At 69.7% G+C, this 21,653-nt stretch carries 19 protein-coding genes; 9 read left to right on the top strand and 10 right to left on the bottom strand.

Annotated features, from left to right (window positions below; genetic code table 11):
• Positions 1–43: 43 nt before the first annotated feature.
• Positions 44–1,078, bottom strand: a complete 1,035-nt coding sequence (locus LZ199_RS35525; protein ID WP_253998218.1) for a PH domain-containing protein — start codon at positions 1,076–1,078, stop codon at positions 44–46.
• A 263-nt stretch (positions 1,079–1,341) separates the two neighbouring features.
• Between LZ199_RS35525 and LZ199_RS35520 the strand changes: the two genes are divergently transcribed.
• The gene (locus tag LZ199_RS35520; RefSeq protein WP_253998217.1) at positions 1,342–2,385 is read left to right on the top strand and encodes a M91 family zinc metallopeptidase; all 1,044 of its coding nucleotides are present in this window, start codon (positions 1,342–1,344) and stop codon (positions 2,383–2,385) included.
• Between the two features lie 44 nt (positions 2,386–2,429).
• Here the strand turns inward: LZ199_RS35520 and LZ199_RS35515 are convergent, their stop codons facing one another.
• On the bottom strand, positions 2,430–4,316 hold the full coding sequence (locus tag LZ199_RS35515) for a hybrid sensor histidine kinase/response regulator (protein ID WP_256569672.1): 1,887 nt from the start codon (positions 4,314–4,316) through the stop codon (positions 2,430–2,432).
• Positions 4,317–4,670: 354 nt separating this feature from the next.
• On the opposite strand from LZ199_RS35515, the gene LZ199_RS35510 reads away from it, so the two are divergent.
• The 4 genes from LZ199_RS35510 (at position 4,671) to LZ199_RS35495 (ending at position 8,948) form a co-directional block, all read left to right on the top strand.
• Entirely contained in the window at positions 4,671–5,519 is an 849-nt protein-coding gene (locus tag LZ199_RS35510) for an AraC family transcriptional regulator (RefSeq protein WP_253998215.1), read from the top strand.
• 75 nt (positions 5,520–5,594) lie between these two features.
• Positions 5,595–6,395 (top strand): GNAT family N-acetyltransferase, encoded by an 801-nt coding sequence (locus LZ199_RS35505; protein WP_253998214.1) that lies wholly within the window; start codon positions 5,595–5,597, stop codon positions 6,393–6,395.
• 140 nt (positions 6,396–6,535) lie between these two features.
• The gene (locus LZ199_RS35500; RefSeq protein ID WP_253998213.1) at positions 6,536–8,386 is read left to right on the top strand and encodes a M48 family metallopeptidase; all 1,851 of its coding nucleotides are present in this window, start codon (positions 6,536–6,538) and stop codon (positions 8,384–8,386) included.
• A gap of 52 nt (positions 8,387–8,438) precedes the next feature.
• Complete coding sequence (locus LZ199_RS35495; protein ID WP_253998212.1) at positions 8,439–8,948, top strand: hypothetical protein; 510 nt, start codon at positions 8,439–8,441, stop codon at positions 8,946–8,948.
• An 8-nt stretch (positions 8,949–8,956) separates the two neighbouring features.
• Here the strand turns inward: LZ199_RS35495 and LZ199_RS35490 are convergent, their stop codons facing one another.
• Complete coding sequence (locus LZ199_RS35490; protein ID WP_253998211.1) at positions 8,957–9,661, bottom strand: NADPH-dependent F420 reductase; 705 nt, start codon at positions 9,659–9,661, stop codon at positions 8,957–8,959.
• A 194-nt stretch (positions 9,662–9,855) separates the two neighbouring features.
• Here LZ199_RS35490 and LZ199_RS35485 point away from each other — a divergent pair, with 194 nt between their 5' ends.
• The gene (locus LZ199_RS35485) at positions 9,856–11,895 is read left to right on the top strand and encodes a sensor histidine kinase (protein ID WP_253998210.1); all 2,040 of its coding nucleotides are present in this window, start codon (positions 9,856–9,858) and stop codon (positions 11,893–11,895) included.
• Between the two features lie 83 nt (positions 11,896–11,978).
• Positions 11,979–12,575, top strand: coding sequence for an FHA domain-containing protein (locus tag LZ199_RS35480; protein ID WP_253998209.1), 597 nt, complete (start codon positions 11,979–11,981; stop codon positions 12,573–12,575).
• A gap of 28 nt (positions 12,576–12,603) precedes the next feature.
• Here the strand turns inward: LZ199_RS35480 and LZ199_RS35475 are convergent, their stop codons facing one another.
• The 5 genes from LZ199_RS35475 to LZ199_RS35455 form a co-directional block, all read right to left on the bottom strand.
• On the bottom strand, positions 12,604–13,770 hold the full coding sequence (locus LZ199_RS35475) for a methyltransferase (RefSeq protein WP_253998208.1): 1,167 nt from the start codon (positions 13,768–13,770) through the stop codon (positions 12,604–12,606).
• Positions 13,771–13,823: 53 nt separating this feature from the next.
• Positions 13,824–15,365, bottom strand: a complete 1,542-nt coding sequence (locus LZ199_RS35470) for a hypothetical protein (protein ID WP_253998207.1) — start codon at positions 15,363–15,365, stop codon at positions 13,824–13,826.
• A gap of 117 nt (positions 15,366–15,482) precedes the next feature.
• Positions 15,483–16,280, bottom strand: a complete 798-nt coding sequence (locus LZ199_RS35465; RefSeq protein ID WP_253998206.1) for a polymer-forming cytoskeletal protein — start codon at positions 16,278–16,280, stop codon at positions 15,483–15,485.
• 54 nt (positions 16,281–16,334) lie between these two features.
• Entirely contained in the window at positions 16,335–16,991 is a 657-nt protein-coding gene (gene trhA / locus LZ199_RS35460; RefSeq protein ID WP_256569676.1) for a PAQR family membrane homeostasis protein TrhA, read from the bottom strand.
• Between the two features lie 246 nt (positions 16,992–17,237).
• Positions 17,238–17,516: a hypothetical protein gene (locus LZ199_RS35455; protein WP_253998204.1), complete on the bottom strand. Its 279-nt coding sequence runs from the start codon at positions 17,514–17,516 to the stop codon at positions 17,238–17,240.
• A 138-nt stretch (positions 17,517–17,654) separates the two neighbouring features.
• Here LZ199_RS35455 and LZ199_RS35450 point away from each other — a divergent pair, with 138 nt between their 5' ends.
• Positions 17,655–18,080, top strand: a complete 426-nt coding sequence (locus LZ199_RS35450) for a PaaI family thioesterase (RefSeq protein ID WP_253998203.1) — start codon at positions 17,655–17,657, stop codon at positions 18,078–18,080.
• Between the two features lie 19 nt (positions 18,081–18,099).
• Here the strand turns inward: LZ199_RS35450 and LZ199_RS35445 are convergent, their stop codons facing one another.
• The gene (locus tag LZ199_RS35445; RefSeq protein ID WP_253998202.1) at positions 18,100–19,056 is read right to left on the bottom strand and encodes a GlxA family transcriptional regulator; all 957 of its coding nucleotides are present in this window, start codon (positions 19,054–19,056) and stop codon (positions 18,100–18,102) included.
• 92 nt (positions 19,057–19,148) lie between these two features.
• Here LZ199_RS35445 and LZ199_RS35440 point away from each other — a divergent pair, with 92 nt between their 5' ends.
• Positions 19,149–19,994 (top strand): dienelactone hydrolase family protein, encoded by an 846-nt coding sequence (locus tag LZ199_RS35440; protein ID WP_253998201.1) that lies wholly within the window; start codon positions 19,149–19,151, stop codon positions 19,992–19,994.
• A 318-nt stretch (positions 19,995–20,312) separates the two neighbouring features.
• Here LZ199_RS35440 and LZ199_RS35435 read toward each other — a convergent pair whose 3' ends face one another.
• The gene (locus LZ199_RS35435; RefSeq protein WP_253998200.1) at positions 20,313–21,548 is read right to left on the bottom strand and encodes a hypothetical protein; all 1,236 of its coding nucleotides are present in this window, start codon (positions 21,546–21,548) and stop codon (positions 20,313–20,315) included.
• Between the last annotated feature and the right edge of the window lie 105 nt (positions 21,549–21,653).

The raw sequence follows: 21,653 nt of genomic DNA, 5'->3' as shown, positions 1-21,653 counted from the left end.
CACGGAGTCGAAGCTCCTCCAGGACAGCCGGGGCGGCGGGCCGCTACTCGACGGAGGCGACCTTGTCGTCCTTGTCGAAGGTCACCTTCACCTTGACCAGCTTGCTCTTCCAATAGGTCCAGACGGTGGAGTTGAACGACGGCGTCTCGTGCGGCGGCGGCGGTCCCCACGCCATGCGCACGGCGGTGCGGGACATGCCAGTCACGACCTCCGACGCGGAGACCTTCTTGCGGTCCTCGGCCGACAGCGCCTCCAGCTTGGGGGCCTGGTCCTCGGGGGCGAACGCGGCCTGGAACAGCGCCCAGGTGTCAGCGCCCGAGCGCGAGTCGTTCTCGAACACGAACTCCTTGCCCGTCTCCACGACCTTGAACTTCACCTTCGAGCTGCCCTTGTCCAGCACCTCCACCCGGGTGTTGAACGGGAGGATGGGGCCCTTGAGGTAGTTCACCCAGGACACGGTGTCGTCGTCGAAGTGGAAGTTGGCCGTCGCGTGGTGGAAGACCTTCTCGGACGGGGCCGGAGCGGGAGCGGCCACCGGCGCGGGCTCGTCACCGAACGACACCACCTTGCCGTCGGCATCGAAGATGACCTCGAACGTGGAGAACTTCGAGCTCCAGTAGGTCCACGTCTTGCTCTCCAGCGACAGCGTCCGGTGCGGCGGCGGCGGGCCCACCGTCAGCAGCACCGCGTCCCGGGACATGCCACGGGCCAGCTCACCCGCCTTGACCTGCTTCTGCTCCTCCGGCGTGAGCGCGGCGATGCGCGCCGCGGGGTCCTTCGCGGAGAAGAAGGAGGGGAACAGCGCGGCGGCGTCCTTGCCCAGGCTCTTGTGCGAGACGAACTTGAACTCGGCCCCCGAGTCGACCACCCGGCAGCGCACCTCGTCGTCGCTCCGCTTGAGGACCTCCACCTTCGTCCCCACGGGCAGCGACAGGCCCTTGCCGCGATAGTTCACCGCGGAGAGCTGGTTCTTGTTGAGCAGGAGGTTGGCCTGGGAGAACAACACCTCGGCCTGGGCACTGAGGGTCGTCAGCAGCCCCAGTGCGAGCAGGGTGCTGAGCGCGTTCTTGCGATTCATGCGGTGGATGAGCCTTGGATGAAGGAGGGGCGTGCTTCTAGGCGTCCCTCCCTGTGTTTGCCAGCCTGGAGGGCGCCGCGCCTGATGACGGCGGTCATCAGCCCCTTGTTCACGGTCATCAGCGGCGGCTCCCGGACGCGCTCCGAGGCCAGTGGAACCTCTTGAAATCAGGTCGCTCCAGGGCCGCGCCCCGCCACGGGGAGGCTGGCACACCGGATGCTCTAGGGAGCCTCGTCACCGACTCCCTCCAGAGGCGCTCCCCCATGAAGCTCCGCTCCAAGCCGTCTTCCGTCCTCTCCCCGTCCTCCTCTTCGTCGTCCTCCCGCTCCCGGAGCAACAGCGCGCCCCCGAAGCTGGAGACGAGCACGCCCAAGGCACCGGAGAAGACGCCCGCGAAGACGCCGGAGAAGAGCCCGCCGCGGACGACCGAGTCGGCCGGAGGGCCTTCCCAGCCGCGCCCGTCGCCCGCGGAGCTCCAGGACGGCAGGAACAACCTCAAGCCCACGGACCATGGCGTGGTGCACCCGGACCTCCAGGGCATCCGGACCCGCCGCGACAGCAACCAGACGGGCGCGGACTTCGCCGACTTCACCCAGGACGCCCGCAACTCCACGCACCGGCTCACGAGCCGGCCCGAGGGCGGCCGGATGATGACGGAGCTCAACGACAGGACGTCCGCGGTGAACCCCGGCGCCATCGGCACCCAGCGCAACCCGCTGACGGTGGCGGACCTCTACTCGGGCCGCGACGCCTCGATGCCCATGTCGCACGCGCCCCGGCACAACGGCACGCTCGACTCCCTCCGCCCCGCGTACCGCTACGAAGGCCAGCCCGGCACGGGCACGGCCAGCCGCATCAACTACAACGAGAACGACCCGGGCCAGCGCTTCAACAGCCTGGGCCACGAGTCGGTCCACGCCTGGCGCGCGGCCAACGGCGTGCAGGTCAGCCCCCTGGCGGCCAGCAAGCACGCCGACGCGCCTGTCTTCCAGCAGTACCCGACGCACTCCGCCAACATGAAGGAGACCGTCGAGGACCGCCTGCGCCTGCGCGAGGAGTTCGAGACGGTGGGCCTGAAGCCCACGCCGCACACGCCCGCGGGCTGGGCCCCCACCGAGAACAAGATTCGCGCGGAGCACGGACTGCCGGCCCGCCAGGACTACTCGGGCATGCTGCCGGACGGGAAGAACTCCAACGACGTCAACTTCAACAACTACGACGTGGGCTCGGACAACCGGAACCGGTTCCAGAAGATGCTGGGCACGCCGTCGCCCTTCGGGAAGATTGTCGGTGACCTGGAGGGGTGAGCCCGAAGGCCGCTGCCCTTCCAGGCGGAGGGCCGCGGCTTTGTCTAGCGCGGCGCGGAGCTGCGCGCGTGGCGGGGCAGGCTCACGATGAACGTGGTGCCCTTGCCGGCCTCGGACCGCACCTCGATGTGCCCGCCGTGCGCGTCGACAATCGACTTCACGATGAACAGGCCGAGCCCCACGCTGCGCCCCGTCTTGTCCACGGTGCCCGTGCCCCGCTGGAAGGGCTCGAAGAGGGCGGAGCGCTGGTCGGCGGGGAGGGGCGCGCCCTCGTTGTGCACGCTGAAGGTGACGTGCTCGCGGTCGCCCCGGGCGGCGACGAGGACGGGCGTGCCGGGCTCGCCATACTTGAGGGCGTTCGTCACCAGGTTCTGGAGCACCTGGGAGAGCCGGTCTCCGTCCCACAGGCCCAGCCCGTCGCCGCTCATCTCCACCTTCACCCGGGCGGAGGGGTTGGCCGCCTCCACCTCGTCCACCATGGTGCGCAAGAGGGAGTGGAAGTCCGTGGGGTTGCACTCAATCCGGATGCCGCCGCCCATCCGGGCCTGCGTGAAGTCCAGGAGCTCATTCACCATCCGCACCGCGCGCGCCGCGGACGAATGGATGCGCGCCGACGTCTTGCGGACATTCGAATCCAGCCCGTCCTGCTGGTTCAGCCGGGATGCCCCCATCAGGATGGCGCCCAGGGGATTGCGCAGGTCATGGCTCACGATGCCGATGAGCTGCTGCTCGAACTCGGCCTGCTCCCGCTGCTGCTGGGCGGAGCGCTCGCGCTCCTTCGTCAGCCGCCGCTCCGCGGTGATGTCCTGGAGCAGCGCGACATAACCCCCCGCGGGCTGCCCCGCCTCCCGGTGCGCGATGAAGGTGACCCTCACGTCACGCGTGCCGCCCAACCGGTAGGGCACGTCATGTTGCTCGAAGGAGAGGTCCTCTCCCGCCAGCCCCCGCTTCACGTAGGGCCCGAGCACCTCGTAGGCGGCGTCCCCGACGACCTCCCGGATGGACCTGCCCCGGAGGCTGTCCTGGGCGATTCCGAACCAGTCCTCGTACGCCTTGTTGACCCGCCCGTAGGTCTCCTCTGGGGTGACATACGAGACGAGGACGGGAATCGCGTCGAGCAGGATGCGCAGCTCGGCCTCGCTGGCGCGGACCTTCGCGTCGAGGGCCTCGTTGCGCAGCTGTGTCTTGCGCTGCTCGGTGACATCCCGGAAGACGAGCACGACGCCCGTCAGCTCGCGGGTGCCCACGCGGATGGGGGCGGCGCTGTCCTCGATGGGGACCTCCGAGCCGTCCTTGCGCAAGAGCAGCGTGGGCCCGATGAGCCCCTGGACCGTGCCGCGCGTGAGGACGCGGCCTACAGGGTCCTCCACGAGGGCCCGGGTGGAGGCGTCGATGAGCCGGAAGACGTCCGTCACGGGGCGCTGGCGTGCCTCGGCGTCGCTCCAGCCGGTGACCCGCTCGGCCACGGGGTTGAGGAAGGTGATGTGCCCGGCCTGGTCCGTGGTGATGACCGCGTCGCCGATGCTGGAGAGCGTCGTGGCCAGATACGCCTCGCGCTCGCGCAGTTGCTGCCCCTGGGCCCGGATGCGCAGCAGGCCGCCCACGCGCGCGAGCAGCTCCGCGTCGTCGTAGGGCTTGGAGACGTAGTCGCTGGCCCCGGCCCGCAGGCCCTCCGCGAAGTCCGCGTGGGCTCCCCTCGCGGAGAGAATCAGGATGGGCAGGGTGACGTCATCATATTGCTCGCGCACGTAGCGGCACGCATCCAGGCCGGAGACGCCCGGCAGCTGCCAGTCCAGCAGGAGCACGTCGGGAGGAGGACCCTGGTGGAGCCGCTCGAGCATCGCCTCTGCGTCGCGGAAGGTCTCGACCGCGTGGTCCTTCGACAACAGGGCCCGGGCCCTCTCCAACTGCATGGGGCTGTCATCGACCATCCACACCCGCGCGGAGTCCGCCCCAGGCGGGGAGGCACTCGCGAGGCGGGAGCCGTGGAGAGGTGGGTTCACGAGGGAAGGGGAGGACTGACGCGCCCAGGAGAAGGCGCGGCCGTTGCGTTGCGTAGCACGGATGGCGAGGCGCCGTGCGAGCGGGGCGTTCCTCGGTGAAGTCGTGCACTGACAGTGGACATCCAGCTCGTCTGGCCACCCTCCGTCCGGGCCCGCATGAAGTGCTCCCGGCGAATCGTCCTTGTCGCTCGATGATGGGATGCGAAGGGGACTCGCGCAACCCGGGTCACCGTGTTCATGAATCTGGACATACGCTGGGTCCTTCCTGGAGGTTGAACGCACGTGACAGGACCCGAGAAGCGACTGGAGCCCCTGCCCTCGGTGGCGTGGCAGGGCGTGGGCGTGGCCCTCTACCGGCATCAACAGGTCCGCACCGAGGAGCACCAGCATCCGGAGTTGCAGTTGCTGATGCCACTGGTGCGCCGGCCCCTCCAGGGGCGCTGGCGGCCCACGGGGCGAGCGGTGGACCAGCGGGTCGCGAGCGAGGAGGTCGGCGTCGTCAGCCCTGATGTGCCCCATGCCTTCGCGTGGGAGGCGGGGGCGCAGGTGGTCTCCTTCTTCCTTCACCCCGAGCGGCTCGCCGCGCTCTCCGGGGAGGCCGGTTCGGGGCGAGGACTGAGGGCCGTGGGGTCCTCGTGTCTGAGAGACCCGGTGCTGCGCGAGCTGCTGCGCGCCAGCGGGGAGGCGCTGCGCGAGGGCCTGCCGCCCGCCCGGCTGGAAGTGGAGGCGCTGGCCACGGTGGTCGGGTTGCGGTTGCTGCGGCTGGACGGGCAGCAGCGGCGCGGTGGGCCCCGGGCGGTGGGCCTGCCGACCTGGCAGCTCCGCCGCGTCACCGACTTCGTGGAGGCGAACCTGGACGGCGCGCTGGGGCTGGAGGCGCTGGCGGGCGTGGTGGGGCTGAGCCCGTCGCACTTCGCCCGGAGCTTCAAGCGGGCGACGGGCAGCACACCGCACCGCTTCGTCCTGACGCGCCGGCTGGAGCGGGCCCGGGAGCTGCTCACCACCACCGCGCTCCCCTTGGGGGACGTGGCGCAGGCCACGGGGTTCTCCAGCCAGAGTCACTTCACGGCGCTGTTCCGCGCCCGCCATGGAGCGACTCCCGCGCGCTTCCGCTGCGCGAAGCGGGCGTGAAGCAGCGCACGATTGTGACAAGCGGCGCCGGAAGCCGATAGACGCCGCCGCCCGTCGTGGATGAGGGTGCGCGCCATGCAGCCTTCTTCTTCGCCGTCACGCAGGGGGGTGGACGCTCGACTCGCCCGTCGCCTGGAGCTGGCCCAGGCCGCGCAGAATCGCGGCGCCACGCCGCCCTCCGGTGTCCTGGAGGTCGCCGGGGGCCTGGCCCTCTTCAACGGTCCGGACTCGCCCCTCACCCAGGCGCTCGCGCTGGGAATGGAGGGGCCCGTCAGCGCCGAGGACCTGGACCGGGTGGAGTCCCATCTGGGCCAGGGCGGCGGCCTGCTCCAGATAGACCTGCTGCCCTTCTCCCATCCCACGCTGGCCCAGGGACTGGCGCAGCGGGGCTACCAGGTGGGCGAGTTCCAGCAGGTGCTCATGCGCGAGTTGCCGGGAAGTCCCACGCCGCCGACAGGCGCGGAGATTCGTCCCCTCCGTTCCGGAGAGGCGGAGGTCTTCGCTCGCACGGTGGCCCGGGGCTTCCTCGGACGGGAAGAGGTGTCGGACGCGGAGGCCTCGCTCATGCTGGGCACGGCGACGATGCCGGGCACCACCTGCTTCCTCGCGCTGGTGGACGGAGAGCCCGCGGGCGGTGGCACCGTGGCCCTGCATGACGGCGTGGCGACGCTGTCGGGGACGTCGGTGCGCGAGCGCTTCCGTGGCAGGGGGCTGCAGCAGGAGTTGATTGCCACGCGACTGGCGTGGGCCGTGGGCCAGGGATGCACGCTGGCGGCGAGCAGCACCCTGCCCGCCAGCGCGTCTCAGCGGAACATGGAGCGCCTGGGGTTCTTCATCGCGTACCCCAAGGTGGTGATGGTGCGGCAGCGCGCGTAGCGCCCGCCCCGCGGCGAGCGCCTCCCCATGGTCTCCCAGGGCATGTCACGGGAATTCCTGGCTCTTGGGAACGGAGACCTGCTCCGGGCGGCTGGCGGGGGGACGCCCACCCGGGGGTAGGATTGTCGGCACCCATCCCCATGCGACCTACGACGACCGCCCCTGGCTTCCTGCGCAGCTACGTGCTGCCCGCTCTCTGGCTCTTCGCCCTCCCGCTCTTCGGCCTCTGGTTCACCGGCCATGCCACCTCCAGCGTGGACGGGGACGTGCTCGCGTCCATCGAGAAGCAGGTGGGCCAGGATGCCGAGCTCACCGAGGAGCAGCGGGCGGAGACCCTGGCCTTCTTCCGCGCCGTTCCCGCCTCGGCGGCCTGCCTCAGCACGGATGCGGAGCTGGCGAACTTCCGAAGCAACCTCAGCGAGGTGTGCAAGGACGTGAAGCAGTTCGACTGGATGCACACCCTGGCGCTGGGCCTGCTGGCGTTGGGGCTCGCCACCACCGTGATTGCCCTGCTGTGTGGCCTGGCCGCGTTCGTGTCCCGGCCGTTCCAGTTCATCAGCTTCGTCGTGGGGTGGAACGTGCTCCGCGTCACGGGCGCGCTCCAGGCGATTGGACAGGGCGGCCTGGCGGTGTGGCTGTCCTACTGGGTGACGGCGCTCTGGTTCAATCGCTATTCACCCAAGCTCATCGGCGTGGTGGGCATCCTGGCCGCCATGGCCATCTTCCTCGTGGTGGTCGCCATCTTCCGCCGTCCGCCCATGGACTTCGAGGTGGAGGCGGAGGTGCTGGAGGAGTCCAAGGCCCCGGAGCTCTGGGCGCACGTGCGAAGGCTGTGCGCGCGGCTCGATACGCCCCCGCCGGACCACATCCTCGCGGGCATCGACGCCAACTTCTTCGTCACGGAGAGCGACGTGCGCGTCGGCGGACAGACGCTCTCCGGCCGGACGCTCTACGTGAGCCTGTCCCTCTTGCGCCTGTTGGAGCAGTCGGAGGCGGACGCGGTGCTCGCGCACGAGATGGGGCACCTGCTGGGCGGGGACACGGGCCACGGCAAGCGGCTGGCGCCGAGGCTCGCGCACTTCGCCCAGTACCTCCAGACGCTGCATGAGGGAGGCCTGACGCGGCCCATCTACCACTTCATGCTGGCGTACCGCGGGCTCTTCGAGCTGTCGCTGGGGCGCAGCCGGCGCGCGAGCGAGCTGGCCGCGGACCGTCTGGCGGCGGGCATCACCTCCGGTCGGGACATCGCCCGCTCGCTGGTGAAGGTGGGCGCGTACGCGGGCTTCAGGGAGCGTGTGGAGGCGGACCTCTTCTCCCGTGACGAGCGGCAGCAGTCGGTGGCCATCGCCCATCGCGTCGCGCTCGGCTTCGCGGACTACGCGCAGTCGGATGCCGTGCATGGGGACCTGCACGGCTCCGTGACGCCGCACCCGTTCGACTCCCACCCGCCGCTCTCCGCGCGGCTGGAGAACGTCAATGCGCGGCTGGCGCCGTCGGACATGGCGCAGGTGCTGCTGGAGCCCGTGACGTTCTCCTGGGTGAGCACGATTCAAGAGGCGGAGGCCATCGAGGCGCGGCTGTGGGGCGCCTACGAGGCGCGCTTCTCGCAGGCCCATGACCTGGTGCTCGCGTACCGCTACGTGCCGTCCAACGACGAGGAGCGGCAGCACGTGGAGCGGCACTTCCCGCCGCTGTCCTTCGAGGGCAAGGAGGCCGGGCAGGAGGCGACGCTCGACTTCGCCCAGGTGGGCTGCTCGGAGTGGGAGGCGCCCGTGCTGCTCTCGGAAGTGACCCACGCCAGCACGGCGGACCGCATGTTCAAGAAGTACCTGGACCTGCAGGTGACGACTGAGGGGCGGTCCAAGGAGAAGCGCTCGCTCTGCTTGAGCAAGCTGAAGGACCCGGACGCGCTGCTCAGGGCCTTCGAGCACTACCTGGGACGCTGCCGGGCCATGAAGGAGCACCAGGCCCGCTCCCAGCAGGCCGCCTGAGGCTGTCGCGGAGGCCCGGGGGCGGACCTCGGGTCATGATAGATGTCTGCCCATGAACCTCACTGTTCAGTGGATGACAGGCTTGGGCGTGGCGCTGCTGGTGTCTGGCTGTGGTGGGAGCCGGAGCCACGCCAGGGTGGACTTCTCCAAGATGGGGCCGTCCATCAACTCCAAGCGCTATGCGAACCTGGAGAAGCTCGCCGCGAAGGACCTCAAGTGCGACGCGGAGCTGACGCCCACCTACCTGGGTGAGAACCAGTACCAGATGAGTGGGTGTGACGCGGCCGGCACCTATGAGCTGCGCTGCATGATGGGGCAGTGCTCCTGGGTGCCCGACGTGAAGGCTCGCGCGGAGTTCGACCTGGGCTGCGCGAGGGCGGAGCTGGCGACGACGCGGCTCGACAAGCACACCGCGGGCGTCACCGGCTGTGGCAAGCGCGCCACCTACCGGCTGCTCGGCTCACGCTATTCCCTGAGTTGGGTCCTGAACTCCCAGGTGAGCCAGGACGAGGCGCCGCCGCCGCCCGCGCCGGAGTCCACCGGCGACGCGGCGCCTTTCTGAAACCTGGCTCAGCCCTTGGACAGGGCCGCGAAGTACGCCTTGAGCGACTCATCCGCGGCCTTGCGGTACTCGGGGAGGCGGCTCTTCTCGGCGGCGGCCAGCGCCTCCTTCAGCCGGGGCGCATCGAAGTCCTGGGTGTAGGCGGGCGTGCCCGGCTGATGACGCCAGGACTCGTCGAGGCCGCCCGCGTCGACCGGGTCGAACCCCAGCTCGTCCACCAGGCGCATGACCTTCGCCCGTGCCTCGGCCGGGTCACCGGAGACAGGGAGCGCGACGCGCCCCGGGGTGCCCTTCGGCGCGCCCTTCTCCGCCAGGGACTTGGAGTAGATGTTATTGAACACCTTGATGACCGGCCGACCCAAGTGCTCGCCGACCCACGCGCTTTCGAGCTGGCCCGCGGTGAGCGCGGGAATGTCGCCGTCGCGGATGGGGTAGTAGTTGCCGGTGTCGATGACGACCACATCGGCGGGGACGCCCTTGAAGAGGTCCTTGGGCAGGTCCTGCACCGCGCGCTGGGGGATGGTGACGACGACGACCTCTCCCGCGTGCGCGGCCTGCTCGACGGTGCCCGCCGTCGCGCCAATCTCGGCCGCCAGCTCCTTCAGCGTGTCGGGTCCGCGCGAGTTCGCCAGCACGACCTGGTGGCCCAGCTTCACCCACTTCCTCGCCAGCGCCGAGCCGATGTAACCCGCGCCGATGATTCCAATCTTCATGCGTGACTCCGTTTGGTAGAGGACCGGCGGGGGAAGGGTCCCGCCATCTGGCCCTGGTGATAATCGCCCCCGCGCGAGCGCGCTCGTTAGAGAAGGAGGCCCGCGGGCTCGCCCGCCGTCGCGGAGTTGTTTCATGTGCTGGGGGGGATGCTCTAGAACCCGGCTCGCTCGGCACCACCCGGGAGTTCGACCACGTGAAGGCGGATGCGCTGTTCAGTGGAGCCGGGGAGATGGCCACCCGGATGCGCGAGCTGGACTGGGCCGCCACGTCCGTGGGGCCCGTGGAGGGCTGGCCCGGCTCGTTGCAGGTGCTGGTGAAGACCCTGCTTCACTCCCGCCACCCCATGTTCCTCTGGTGGGGGCCGGAGCTCATCCAGTTCTACAACGACGCCTATGTCCCCAGCTTCGGCCGGGGCAAGCACCCGGCGGCCCTGGGGCGGCCGGGCCGGGAGACGTGGCCTGAAATCTGGCCCATCATCGGCCCGCAAATCGAAGACGTGATGCGCGAGGGGAAGGCCAGCTGGAACGAGGACCAGCTCGTCCCCATCTTCCGCAACGGCCGCATCGAGGACGTCTATTGGACCTACGGCTATTCGCCGGTCTTCGACGAGTCCGGAGCGATTCAGGGCACGCTGGTGGTCTGCACCGAGACCACCGGGCGCATCTTCAGTGAGCAGGCCCTGCGGCGCGGCGAGGAGCACCTGCGCCGCGTGGTGGAGTCCTCCGGTGCGGGCACGTGGGAGCTGGAGGTCGGCGCCGGGAGGATGACCGCGGATGCGCGGATGACCACGCTCTTTGGCCTCCCCGCGCGGGAGGAGTTCAGCCTCGCTCAAGTCCTGGAGCGCATCCACCTGGAGGATGTGGAAGAGGTGCGCGGGAGCATCGCCGCCGCGCTCGCGGGGGCCGCGCAGGGGCAGTACCGGCGGGAGCACCGGGTGGTGGCCGAGTCTGGCGCGCGGCCTCGCTGGGTCGAGGCGCGAGGGCAGGTCTCCTTCGACGCGGAGGGACGGGCCACCCGGCTCATCGGCACCACGCTCGACATCAGCGAGCGGAAGTGGGCGGAGGACGAGGGCCTGCGCGCGCGCCAGGAGCTCCAGGCCTTCCTGCTGCAGGCGCCGCTCGGCATCGCCATCCTCAGCGGGCCGCGTCATGTGTTCACCTTCGTGAACGCGCCCTTCATGTCCATGCTGTTCAGTGGGCGGCCCGTGATGGACCTGCTGAACCTGCCCGTGCGGGAGGCGTTGCCGGAGCTGGAGGGGCAGGGGTTCTTCGAGATTCTCGACAATGTCTATCAGTCGGGCCAGAGCTTCCACGGCACCAAGCTGCGCGCCTCCATGGTGCAGGCGGATGGGTCCGCGCGGGAGATGTTCATCAACTTCACCTATCAGGCGAAGCGGGACGCGGCCGGGCGGGTGGATGGCGTCCTGGTGGTCATCTACGAGGTGACGGACCAGGTCAACGAGCAGAAGGAGATTGAGCAGCTCGCGGCGAACCTCCGCGCGGCCATCGTCGCCCGGGACACCTTCCTCGGGGTCGCCTCGCACGAGCTCAACACGCCGCTGACCACGCTCAAGCTCCAGACGCAGATGAGCAAGCGCGTCTTCTCCCGTCAGGGCCTCGTCGGGTTTTCGCCCGCGCGCTTCGAGAAGCTGCTCGACACCACGCTCCTCCAGGTGGAGCGCCTGGCGCGCCTGGTCAATGACATGCTCGACGTGTCCCGCATCAGCTCCGGCAAGCTGACGGTCGTCCCGGTGGAGACCCACCTCTCCGACCTGGTGCGGGAGGTGCTGGCCCGCTTCTCACCCCAGTTCGAGGCGGCCGGCATCCTGCTGGAGCAGCGACTGGAGGAGGGACTCCAGGTGATGCTGGACGCCGCGCGAATCGAGCAGGTGCTGACGAACTTCATCATCAACGCCATCAAGTACGCGCCCGGCAAGCCGGTGCACGCGACGCTGGAGCAGCGGGGGAGCTGGGTGAGGTTCAGCCTCCGGGATGAAGGCCTTGGCATCCCCGCCGACCAGCACGAGCGAATCTTCGTCCGCTTCGAGCGCGCGACGTCCGCGAGCGAGTCCAGCGGGTTGGGGCTGGGGCTCTACATCTCCAAGCAGCTCATCCACGAGCACGGCGGAAGGATTTCCGTCGAGAGCGCCCTTGGCGAGGGCGCCACGTTCAGCTTCGAGTTGCGCCGGGACGCACCCGAGGGCCGCCCCGGGCCCGTGGCTCACGTTCAGTGAGGGCCTCGCGCTAGGATTCGAGTGCCCCCTGCCTCGCGCTGGTGTGTGAGGGGAGGGCTTCCCCGAACGGGAGTGGTGAGAGCATGGCCGCGGTGATTCTGGAAGCCCGCTGCGTGGCCCCCTTCGTCGTCCGGGTGCGCTTCAGCGACGGGCAGGAGGGTGAGGCGAGCCTCAAGCCGTGTCTCTTCGAGTGGGAGCCCGCGCGCGTCCCGGACCTGACTCCCCAGCTGCGTGACTGGCTGCGCTCGCCGGAGAACTTCCAGACCGTCCGCGTGGACCCGGAGTCAGGCACGCTGGCGTGGGGAGACGCGCGTCCGTTCAGCGCGTCCGTGGTGTACTGGCGGGTGGAGAAGTACCGGATGAAGGTGACCCTCCGCTCGAAGGAGGGCGCGGTGCTCTCCACGCTGCTGCTGGGGGGCCGGCACGAGGTCTGGTCCAAGCCGCTGACGGTGGGGCGGGCTGACACCAACGTCATCGTCGTGGACCAGGACGGCGTGGCCGCGTACCAGGCCCAGGTGACGGTGGGCGGAGGTCACCACCCATGCTTCTTCATCGAGGCGGTGGAGGGCGTGACGATTGTCGGTGGGAATCGTCTGGAGACGCCGGGCCAGCGCTGTCGGGTCTCCGCGCGGGAGCCGCTCGTGCTGGAGATGGGGGCATGTCTGGTGGACATCGACTGAAGTCATGCCCCCCCCGCGCCGCGTGGGACTACGACGCCACGGGGGTGAGGCAGTAGAGCGTGGTCGTCTCGCGCGAGCGCGCCATGTGCAGCGGGTCCGAGGTGTCCTTGGCCTTGGAGTGCCGCGCCGCCGTGGACTTGCTCCACTTCACCGTCAGGCCGCACCGGGTGAACTGCTCCTGGAGCCAGCCCTGGGGACGCAGGCCCAGCAGCACCGCCAGGTCCGACAGGAGGAGCAGCCCCTCACCTCCGGGCGCGAGCGCGGCGGGGAGTCCCTCCAGGAAGCGCTTCAGGAACTGGCTGTCCTCGTCGAACACCGCGCGGTCCACGCGATTCTTGGGGGGCTCGGGAATCCACGGGGGATTGCACACCACGAGGTCCGCCTTCCCCTCCGGGAAGAGGTCCGCTTCGGTCACCTGGAAGGTCTTGCGCAGCCCCAGCCGCTCCGCGTTCTCCCGGGCGCAGGCCACCGCGCGCGAGTCGCTGTCCGTCGCCTGCACGGACGAAGCGCCCCGCTGGAGGAGGAGGAACGAGAGCACGCCCGTCCCGGTGCCCACGTCGAACACGCGCTGGCCCTTCAGCTCGGGGAGCCAGAGCAGCAGCTCGATGTAGTCGGTGCGCGTGGGCAGGTACACGCCGTAGTGGGGGTGGATGAGGCCGGTGAGGCCGGGCACCGCCAGGCCCTTTCGCCGCCACTCCGCGGCCCCGAGCATGCCGAGCAGCTGCTTGAGGGGGACCACCGTGAACTCCGTCTCGGGCTTTCCCCAGACCTGTCCACACGCCAGGGCCACGTCCGGTGCCCGCGCGAGCGCGAGCCGGTAGTCGCGGTCCAGCGACACGACGATGCGTGACAGCGTCTCGTGCTCCAGCTGCCGTGCGCGACGCTCGGCCCGGAAGGCCTCCAGGGGAGTGCGGGCGTTCGACGCTCGCTCCAGCCTGCGACCCAGCGCGCCCAGGAGCTGCTTCGCGTTGTGGAAGTCGCCCGAGTACAGCAGGAACTCCCCATTGCGGACCCGCTTGAGCGCGGTGTCCGCGCTGAGTCGGTCATTCACCGCGTGCAGCCGGGCGGGCGAGGGCTCGTCGCTCTCCGAGCGCCAGGTGAACGGGGCGCCAGCGGGGAGCGGGGTCGCGGGGGCAGCGGGCGCGACGGGGGCCGGTCCCTTGGGCGGGGGGGCGGTTCGGGTGGGACGGGGCATGGACCCGGGGGGTAGCACGTCCGCGTCCCATCGTCGCGCCTGGGGTGAGGGGCCTACAGGGTGTCGGCGCCCTGCTCGGGGGCCGCGCCCATGACGTCGGCGTGGATGGCCGCCAGCTCCGCGCGCGTCCGGGCCTGCTGGATTCGCACGGCGACCTCCTCCGAGACGGGCTGGGGCAGTCCCTGGAGGGTCTGGGCCCGCAGGTCGGCGGTCGCGGGGGCGCCCATCCGCAGCGTGAGCGCGCCAGCGACGGTGTTCCGGTGCTTCTCGTGAAAGGACTGCTCCTCGGGGCCCTGCATGTCGAAGTACCACTGCGTGTTGCCGGCGGCCCCCGTGTAGCGGTTGTAGTTCTCGAGCGTGACGCTGTCCGCGCCATCCCGGGCAATCACCGCGGCGAAGTGGAAGCTCCACATCTGCCCGTCTTCCTCGGTGCGGTCCCGACTTGGGACGATGGCGTAGGACTCGCCGGGCTCCGGACGGGCGTGGGCGTTGACGCCCACCTGCTGACTCCGCGCGTCCGTCACGTCCGCCGCCTGCTCCATGTAGCGTGCCGACACCGCGTCGCGTTCCTGTCGCAAACCAGCCCTGAAGTAGTCCTGCAGCAGGTAGGACCACGCATTGACGCTGCGTGGCTCACCCTGCTCCTGCCCATGCTGGGCGAGGAACGCTCCGAACATGTTCGCGAGTCGTTGCTGGACCCGGGGCTGTCTCTCATTGGAGTCCTCGAAGTGCTCCCTCAGGAGCGCGATGCGCAGGTTCTTCACGGGAATCGCTTCCGTCAGGGCGGCGCTGGCCTTTCGCACGCTGTCTGTCTCGACGTCCACGCCGCCGAACGAGAACTGGAAGCTGGCCGCACCCTCCTCCTCATCGGCGAGGGCCCGCTGGTCCTCGATGAGGTCCTGGGGGGTGACGTTGGCATTGTCGGCCAGGTGCCTCGCGATGACGTTGAGTACGTCCAGGTTGCTCGGGTCGGTGGTCTGCTCCCCCAGGCTCACCGCACCGCCGGCGCCAGCCTGGTAGATGGCGTGGATGTTCCCCGTGCCCATCACCTGCTTGGCCACGTCGATGCACTCGTTGACATCGAAGAGGGGCTGCGCGGGATTCCGAGGCACGGGCGTCACGGCCTGCATGCCCGCGAGCGGCGCCGGTGCCGCCTGTCCGGCCTGGAGTGCTACGCGGGACTCGGTGGCGGCGAGGATGAGGTTGGAGCGGTTGATTTCGGCGGGCGTGGCGTAGAAGTCCTTGGACTCGGCCTGGTCCTGCACGGCGAGGGTGCGGTGCTCCGAGACGCGGTAGCCGTCCTCGACGGTGAAGCGCTGGACGACGGGGCCGTTCCCGGCGGGCGCGGCCTGGCGCGACTGGAGCGCGCTGGCCTGGGCCTTTCGGGCCACCACGCGGGGGCTCTGGCTGACGTCCTGCTGGCGCTGGAGCAGGGACTGGACGGCGGGGCGCTGGTTCAGCTTCCGCTGAAGGGCCTGGTGTCGCTTGCCCGAGGGCGTCTCGATGCAGGCGGCGGGGGCCTCGCTCGTGCCGCGCTCCTCCCAGGCGGCCTTCGTGGACGTGACGTCGCTCTGCGGCCTCTCGTGGGTGTTCATGGCGTCGCGCTCCGGGCGTGACGCCAGCTTAAGAGGGCGGGGTGCGGCGCTGAACGCCTCGGCACGTCCTGTCCGGGGCGCGCGGGAATCCTCCCCCGCGGCGCCCGTGGACCGCTCTCACTTCTTCCGACGTCTGGGGGCCGGCTGCGCCAGCGCGGGATGGCCCCGGCGGACGAACGCCGTGAGCTTCTCCACGTCGATGGCGTCGATCCACGGCGCCTCGGCGTCGGCCTCCTCGCCTTCTTCGTCTTCGAAGACCTCGTCGGCGAAGACCTTCAGCAACCTGGGTGAGAGGGCGTCGCGGACGCGCGGGTCCGTCTCTTCGATGAACGCGTGCGGCTGCGTGCTCCGGATGTGCTTCGCGTCCCCGGTGACGAGCCGGGCCTTCACTGCGCCGTGCACCTTCACCGCGTGATAGTTCGTGTAGACGAAGGGCGCGCGGACGTCGCCGAACACCTCGCAGCAGGCGTCGTTGTCGACGAACAGGATGGACTGGCTTGCGACCAGGTCCCCGTGCACTTCCAGGAACCCGGTGGAGATGACGTCCCGGGCCCGCAGCGAGCCGGTGACGATGACGACCGACTCCGGGTCGAGCGAGTCCTCGTAGCGCCCCTTCACGGTGAGGTCGCCTTCGACGATGAGGAGGCCGATTCGGGGTCGGCGCCCGGTGACGAGCTCTTCGAGGCTGACGCGGCCCACGTGGTGGAGGATGTCGCTGTCGGCGCGGTCGCCCGCGACGCGCTCCTCGATGAAGCGCTTCGCGGCGCGCAGGGTGCTGGACTTCGCGAACTTCCCTCGGGCGTGCTTCCTCAGCAGCGCCAGCGTCGACTGTTCGGTGAGGGTCCCCGCGCTGAAGCGCAGGGCCTTCGGGAGCAGGTGCTTCTTCGTGCCCATCATGCCGCCACGATACCGCACGGGGACCCCATCCCGATGCGGGTTCACGGTGGCCCCCGTTCGACTTCGCGGGTTCTACGCGCCCGCGCCGCGCACGAGCCGCAGGACGACGACGAAGTGGAGCAGCGCGCCGACGATGGTCAACGCGTGGAACAGCTCGTGGTAGCCGAAGACGCCAGGGCGGAGGTCAGGGCGTTTCAAGGCGTAGGCGATGGCTCCGGAGGTATAGGCGACGCCACCCAGGAGGATGAGCGTCAGCTCGACGCCGCCGAGCGCGGCTCGCACCTCGGGGAGATAGGGCACCAGCGTCCAGCCGACGGCGAGGGCGAGGGCGGCCGTGAGCACCTTGGGGGCATGCGCCCAGAACAGCGACTTCACGACCCCCAGCAGGGCGCCGCACCAGATGGCGAGCAGCAGGCTGTCGCCCGCGGCGCCGGAGAGTCCAATCAGGGCGATGGGCGTGTACGTGCCGGCGATGAGGATGAAGATGGAGGCGTGGTCCATCTTCCGCATCCAGGCCCGGGCGCGAACGGACCAGTCCACGCGGTGGTAGGTGGCGCTGACCGAGAACAGCACGACCAGGCTGATGGCATACAGCCCGGCGGCGGTGGCGGTCCGGAGCGTGGGTGCCATGGAGACCAGCACCGCACCGGCGCCGAGCGCGCCCACGGCCGCGAACTGGTGCAGCACGCCACGCAGCTTCGGCTTCTCGACGACGGCCTCGGTGGTCAGGACGCGCCCCCGGCAACCACGAAGCGGGCGCCAGGGGACCGCGCGAGGAGGCCAGGTTTCTCCAGCAGCGCGAGGGCACCGCTTCCGTGGCGTGGAGGAGATGCGACAAAGCCCTTGGCGCGGTGCGTGATGAACATGGGTGCATCAGAAGCACAGTTGCCCTGTCAGAAGCGAGCGGCGCACCCTTGCACACACGTCCGCGAGCCGAGGGGGCTCGTCACCGTCACGCGGAGGTGACTCCCGGGTTCACCAGAACTGCCACGTCAACGCCGGGGTGATGCCATTGGTGGAGCACACCAGCTCATCCACGTCGGTGCCCCGGCAGCACGGCTTGCGGCTGTAGAGGGGCGCGCACGGCTGCCCATGGTACGGGCTGCATGAGGGCAGCTCGCTGCACGTGACGGACTGGGAGACCGCTCCGGACTCCTGGAGCACGGCCTCGGAAGGGATGTCCGATGACGGCCCGCCGCAGCCCAGCAAAGAGAGACATGAGAGCGCCACCACCACCGCAAGCGAAAGCTTCATGAGAAGTTCCTATGCAGGACCGCGGGTGCGCTTCGGGTCCTAACATGAATCCCGAGACTTCCGGATGAGGTGGTTGGCACGTGAGCGCTTCCGGCGATTTCGCCGTGACTCACCGGAGGTTTCCCGCAGACTCGGGGGATGGCAACCCAGCAAGAAATCGCGGCCTTCATCGCCGCCGAGTTTCCGCAGACGCGAGTGCGGATTCTCCAGGTCGGGGACCGCTCCGCCACCGTGGCCCATGAAGTTGGAGTCGCGGAGCTGCGGCCTGGTGGCACGGTGTCCGGTCCGGTGCTGATGGCCACCGCCGACGTGGCGCTCTACGTCGCGATTCTGGGAGAGATTGGCATCGTCCCGCTCACCGTGACGACGAGCCTGAGCTTCAACTTCATGCGCAAGCCCTCGGCGGACCGGCGCATCCTCGGCGTGTGCAAGCTGCTGAAGCTGGGGCGGACGCTGGCGGTGGGCGAGGTGTCGCTCTACTCGGAAGGACTGCCGGAGCCCGTGGCCCACGCGGTGGGGACCTATGCGATTCCGCCCATGGACAGGGGTGGCGCGGGCGCCTGAGTCATCCGGGTGGCTCGTGTCACCGCGCCGAGCGAAGCGCGCGAGGAGAGCCACCACCGAGCTTCTTCATCAGCCGCCGGAGCGTGCTCGCGTCCTGGTAGCCGACCTCCGCTGCGACGTCGTCGATGCTCAGGTGGGTTGCCTGGAGGAGCGCCTGGGCCCGCCGCACCTTGACGCTGTGGACGAGCGCGAGGGGACTTCGGCCCGTCGCGCGCCGCACGTGGCGCGACAGCGTCCGCTCCGTCATGCCGAGGCGAGAGGCGAGCTCGGCGACGCCCGGGGGATTCGGGAAGCGCGCCTCCAGCTCCGAGGTGATGCGCGCAATCAGCGCGTCACCATTCGCGAGCAGCTCCGGCGCGATGAACTTCGCCTGGGCCTGCCGTCCGTCGAGCAGCATGGCGCGCGCGAGGAGGTCGACCAGTCGCGCGCCGCAGCGCTCGCGAAGCAGGTGCAGCATGAGGTCCGCCTGAGCGAAGGCGGCCCCGGCGGTGATGATGGGGCCATCCGCGCAGACCATCGCGTTCGAGTCGACCCGGCATTGTCCCTCCAACTCGGTGAGCAGGCCCGCGAGCCACCAGGTGGTGGTGGCCCGGCGTCCGACGAGGACTCCTGCTTGTTGCAGCAGGAAGACGGCGGTGCACGAGGCGGCGACGCGTCCTCCCCGCGAGACGTGGCGGGCGATGGCCTTCGAGAGCTTCGTGGCATCCGGTCTGCCGAGGCGCGCGCGCACGGCGGCGGCGTTCGTCATCCCGAGCCCGGGGATGACCCAGGTCGTCTCGTCATTGCGAGCCATCACTCGCAGGCGCGACGTCTGGAGGCTCACGCGCTCCGTCAGGGGGACCTGGCCTCCGTCGACCGAGCACACCTCGAACTCCAGTGACTTCGCCCCCAGGGAGCGCGCGGCCCGCAGCATGTCGAGCGTCGCCGCGACGCTGGTCGCGAAGGCTCCCTCCAAGACGATGATGGTGAAGGACATGGTGTCTGAATCTGCCCGAAAATCGTCATTTCCGACACTGGCTGACATGAGCGGGCGGGTGGTCTTCTGCTGGAGAAAGGACGCGAACGCCCATGACGACCCGAGCCGTTCCTGCCGCGCGCAATCTCGAAGAGGACGATGCCCTGGAGGATTTCCAGCACCGCGAAGTCACCCTGCGCGAGGAGACGCGGAAGCTCTACACGGCGGGAGCGGGTCCGGCGGTCATCGTGATGGCCGAGATGCCAGGCATCAGTCCGCGTGTCGCCCGCTTCGCCCGCTGGGTGAGGGACGCCGGCTTCAGCGTGTGGATGCCGAGCCTCTTCGGCAAGGACGGCGCGGTCCCCACCGCGAAGGAGGGCAGGGCGGTCTTCGAGCGCGCGTGCATCAGCAAGGAGTTCCGGGCGCTCGGCGCGAACCAGTCCAGTCCCATCACGCTGTGGTTGAGGGCGCTGGCCGCCCAGGCGCATGCGGAGTGTGGCGGTCCGGGAGTGGGCGCGGTGGGGATGTGCTTCACGGGCAACTTCGCGCTGTCGATGATGCTGGAGAAGGCGGTGCTGGCACCGGTGCTGTCGCAGCCGTCACTGCCGCTCGACGAGCCCGCCGGAGTGAATATCGCTCCGGAGGAGCTGGAGCGCGTGCGGCAACGGCTGGTGGACGAGGACCTGACCGTCCTGGCCTATCGCTTCCAGGGGGATGCCTTCTGTCGCGCGGAGCGCTTCGCCGCCTACCAGCGGGCCCTCGGAGAGCGCTTCCAGGGGCGAGTACTTCCGGACAGCGCGGCGGGGCCGAAGTCCGAGCGCCCCGACGACTTCTTCCGCTTCATCCCCACGCCTCACAGCGTGCTGACTGTCCACGTCGTCGACGAGGAGCACGCGCCCACCGCCGCCGCGCGGGATGAAATCCTGGCGTTCCTCCGGCGCCGGCTCCTGGGTCGCTAGGGCGCCCCGCGCGCGCGACGAAGCCCACTCGCCAGGCCCCGGCGTAGCAAGATCACGTCTTGTGATCCGCGCGCGAGGCGAAGCCCCCTCGCCGGGCCCCGGTGTCGCAGGAGCGCGTCATGACCCGCGCGAGAGGCGGATTCCGCTCGCCCGGCCCTGGCGAAGCGAGAGCGCCCTTTCCACGTCGCCAGGATGAACAAGCCAGGCGACCCCAGTTGGACCGCTGCGCGCAGAGCCTCCGGCTCGTGAGCTTTTCGGTGGGCTCCGCTCGCACGACATCGAGGCCGCCCGGAAAACCCTCGGGCGACCCCGCTCACCTCACTTCGCCACGGTGGGCGGCGATGGTTTCTCGGTGACGACCGAGACCTCGCCATTCTTCAGCTGAAGGGTGTGCGTGCCGCCGAGGGTGTAGCGCTGGAACTCCTCCAGCGTCTTCGGCGAGTACTGGACGGAGGCCTCTCCGTCGGCCTGGAAGACCACCGTGTAGCTCGCGCTGCGCGAGGTCCGCTCCTGTCCACCCTTGGGCAGGGGCTTGAGTGGACGCAGCTGCACTTCGGCCGGCCAGCGCGTCTCGAGCGTCTGCCCGTTCACCCTCACGCGCCGGTCCTCGCTCCACGCCCACTCCTTCCAGGTGAACCACGGCGCCTCGTGGGGCACGCTCCGGTAGCGCGGCTCCTTGCGAGAGCGCCGCTCGTCGACATAGCGCGGCTCCTTGCGCGTCTTGGTCACCGAGCAGTAGCGCGTGGTGCAGCGCTTCTCCCCACCGGTGCAGGTGGTCTTGCACGTGGCGAAGCCGTTCTTGTTGCTCGTGCAGTCCTCCTTGCACTTCTTGGGAGTGGTGGAGCAGTCCTCGCCGCACGCCTCTTTGTCGCGGTAGGTCTCCGTGGTGTACCCGGACTGCTTGCGCTCCGTGTAGTAGACGGTCTCGTAGCCATTGAGGACCTGCTCGTCATGGTGATGATGCTTGCCCCGGGCCTTCACCTGGAAGGCGTCCTCGGGACGGTCCTCGGCGAAGCCCTCGCGGTCCACTGCATGGCGGCGCTCCACCGTCACGGTGTGCTCCCAGGCGACCTCCTCGACCTGGAGGCGCTGCGTCCACTCGGTGATTCGCTTGAGCCCCGCATCGCCAGGCTCCGAGGGTCCCGACGTGGACGTCCCCGCGTTCAGCCAGATGGGGCAGCAGCAGCCGAAGAACGCCACGATGAGGACGAGGAAGATGCAGCCGCGCCGGGACTTCTTCTTCGCGGTCGGAGCCGGGGGCGCGTCGGACGTGGCGGGGCCCGGAGGAGGTGAGGCGCCGCAGTTCCGGCAGCCGCCGTCCAGGGCGCGCTGGTCGCTGTCGCAGTAGGCGCAGCGCCAGTGGGGACCGGCGGTGGCCATTCGCAGGAGCGCCGCGTCGGTCACCGTCACCGCAGAGGCCGTGTCCTCCGGCATCTCGTACGGCTCACTGCCGTCCTTGGCGTTCTTGCACTGCTGACACACCAGGTGACGGCCGAGGTTGCGGTGCTGACAGCTGGTGCACCGCCAGAACATCTCGATATGCCGCTCCGACATCCGTGGTTTCACCTCTCGGGTTCGTACCGCGCGCGGCCCTATAGCATGAGCGATGACGGGCGCTCTGAATACTGAAGCAACTGCTTGACCATTGCGGCTTGGGCA

The sequence above is a fragment of the Myxococcus qinghaiensis genome, assembly GCF_024198215.1.
GTDB classification, from domain to species: Bacteria; Myxococcota; Myxococcia; order Myxococcales; family Myxococcaceae; genus Myxococcus; species Myxococcus qinghaiensis.
Note: the sequence above shows the minus strand (reverse complement) of the source record. Positions and strands in the feature narration are given on the sequence as shown.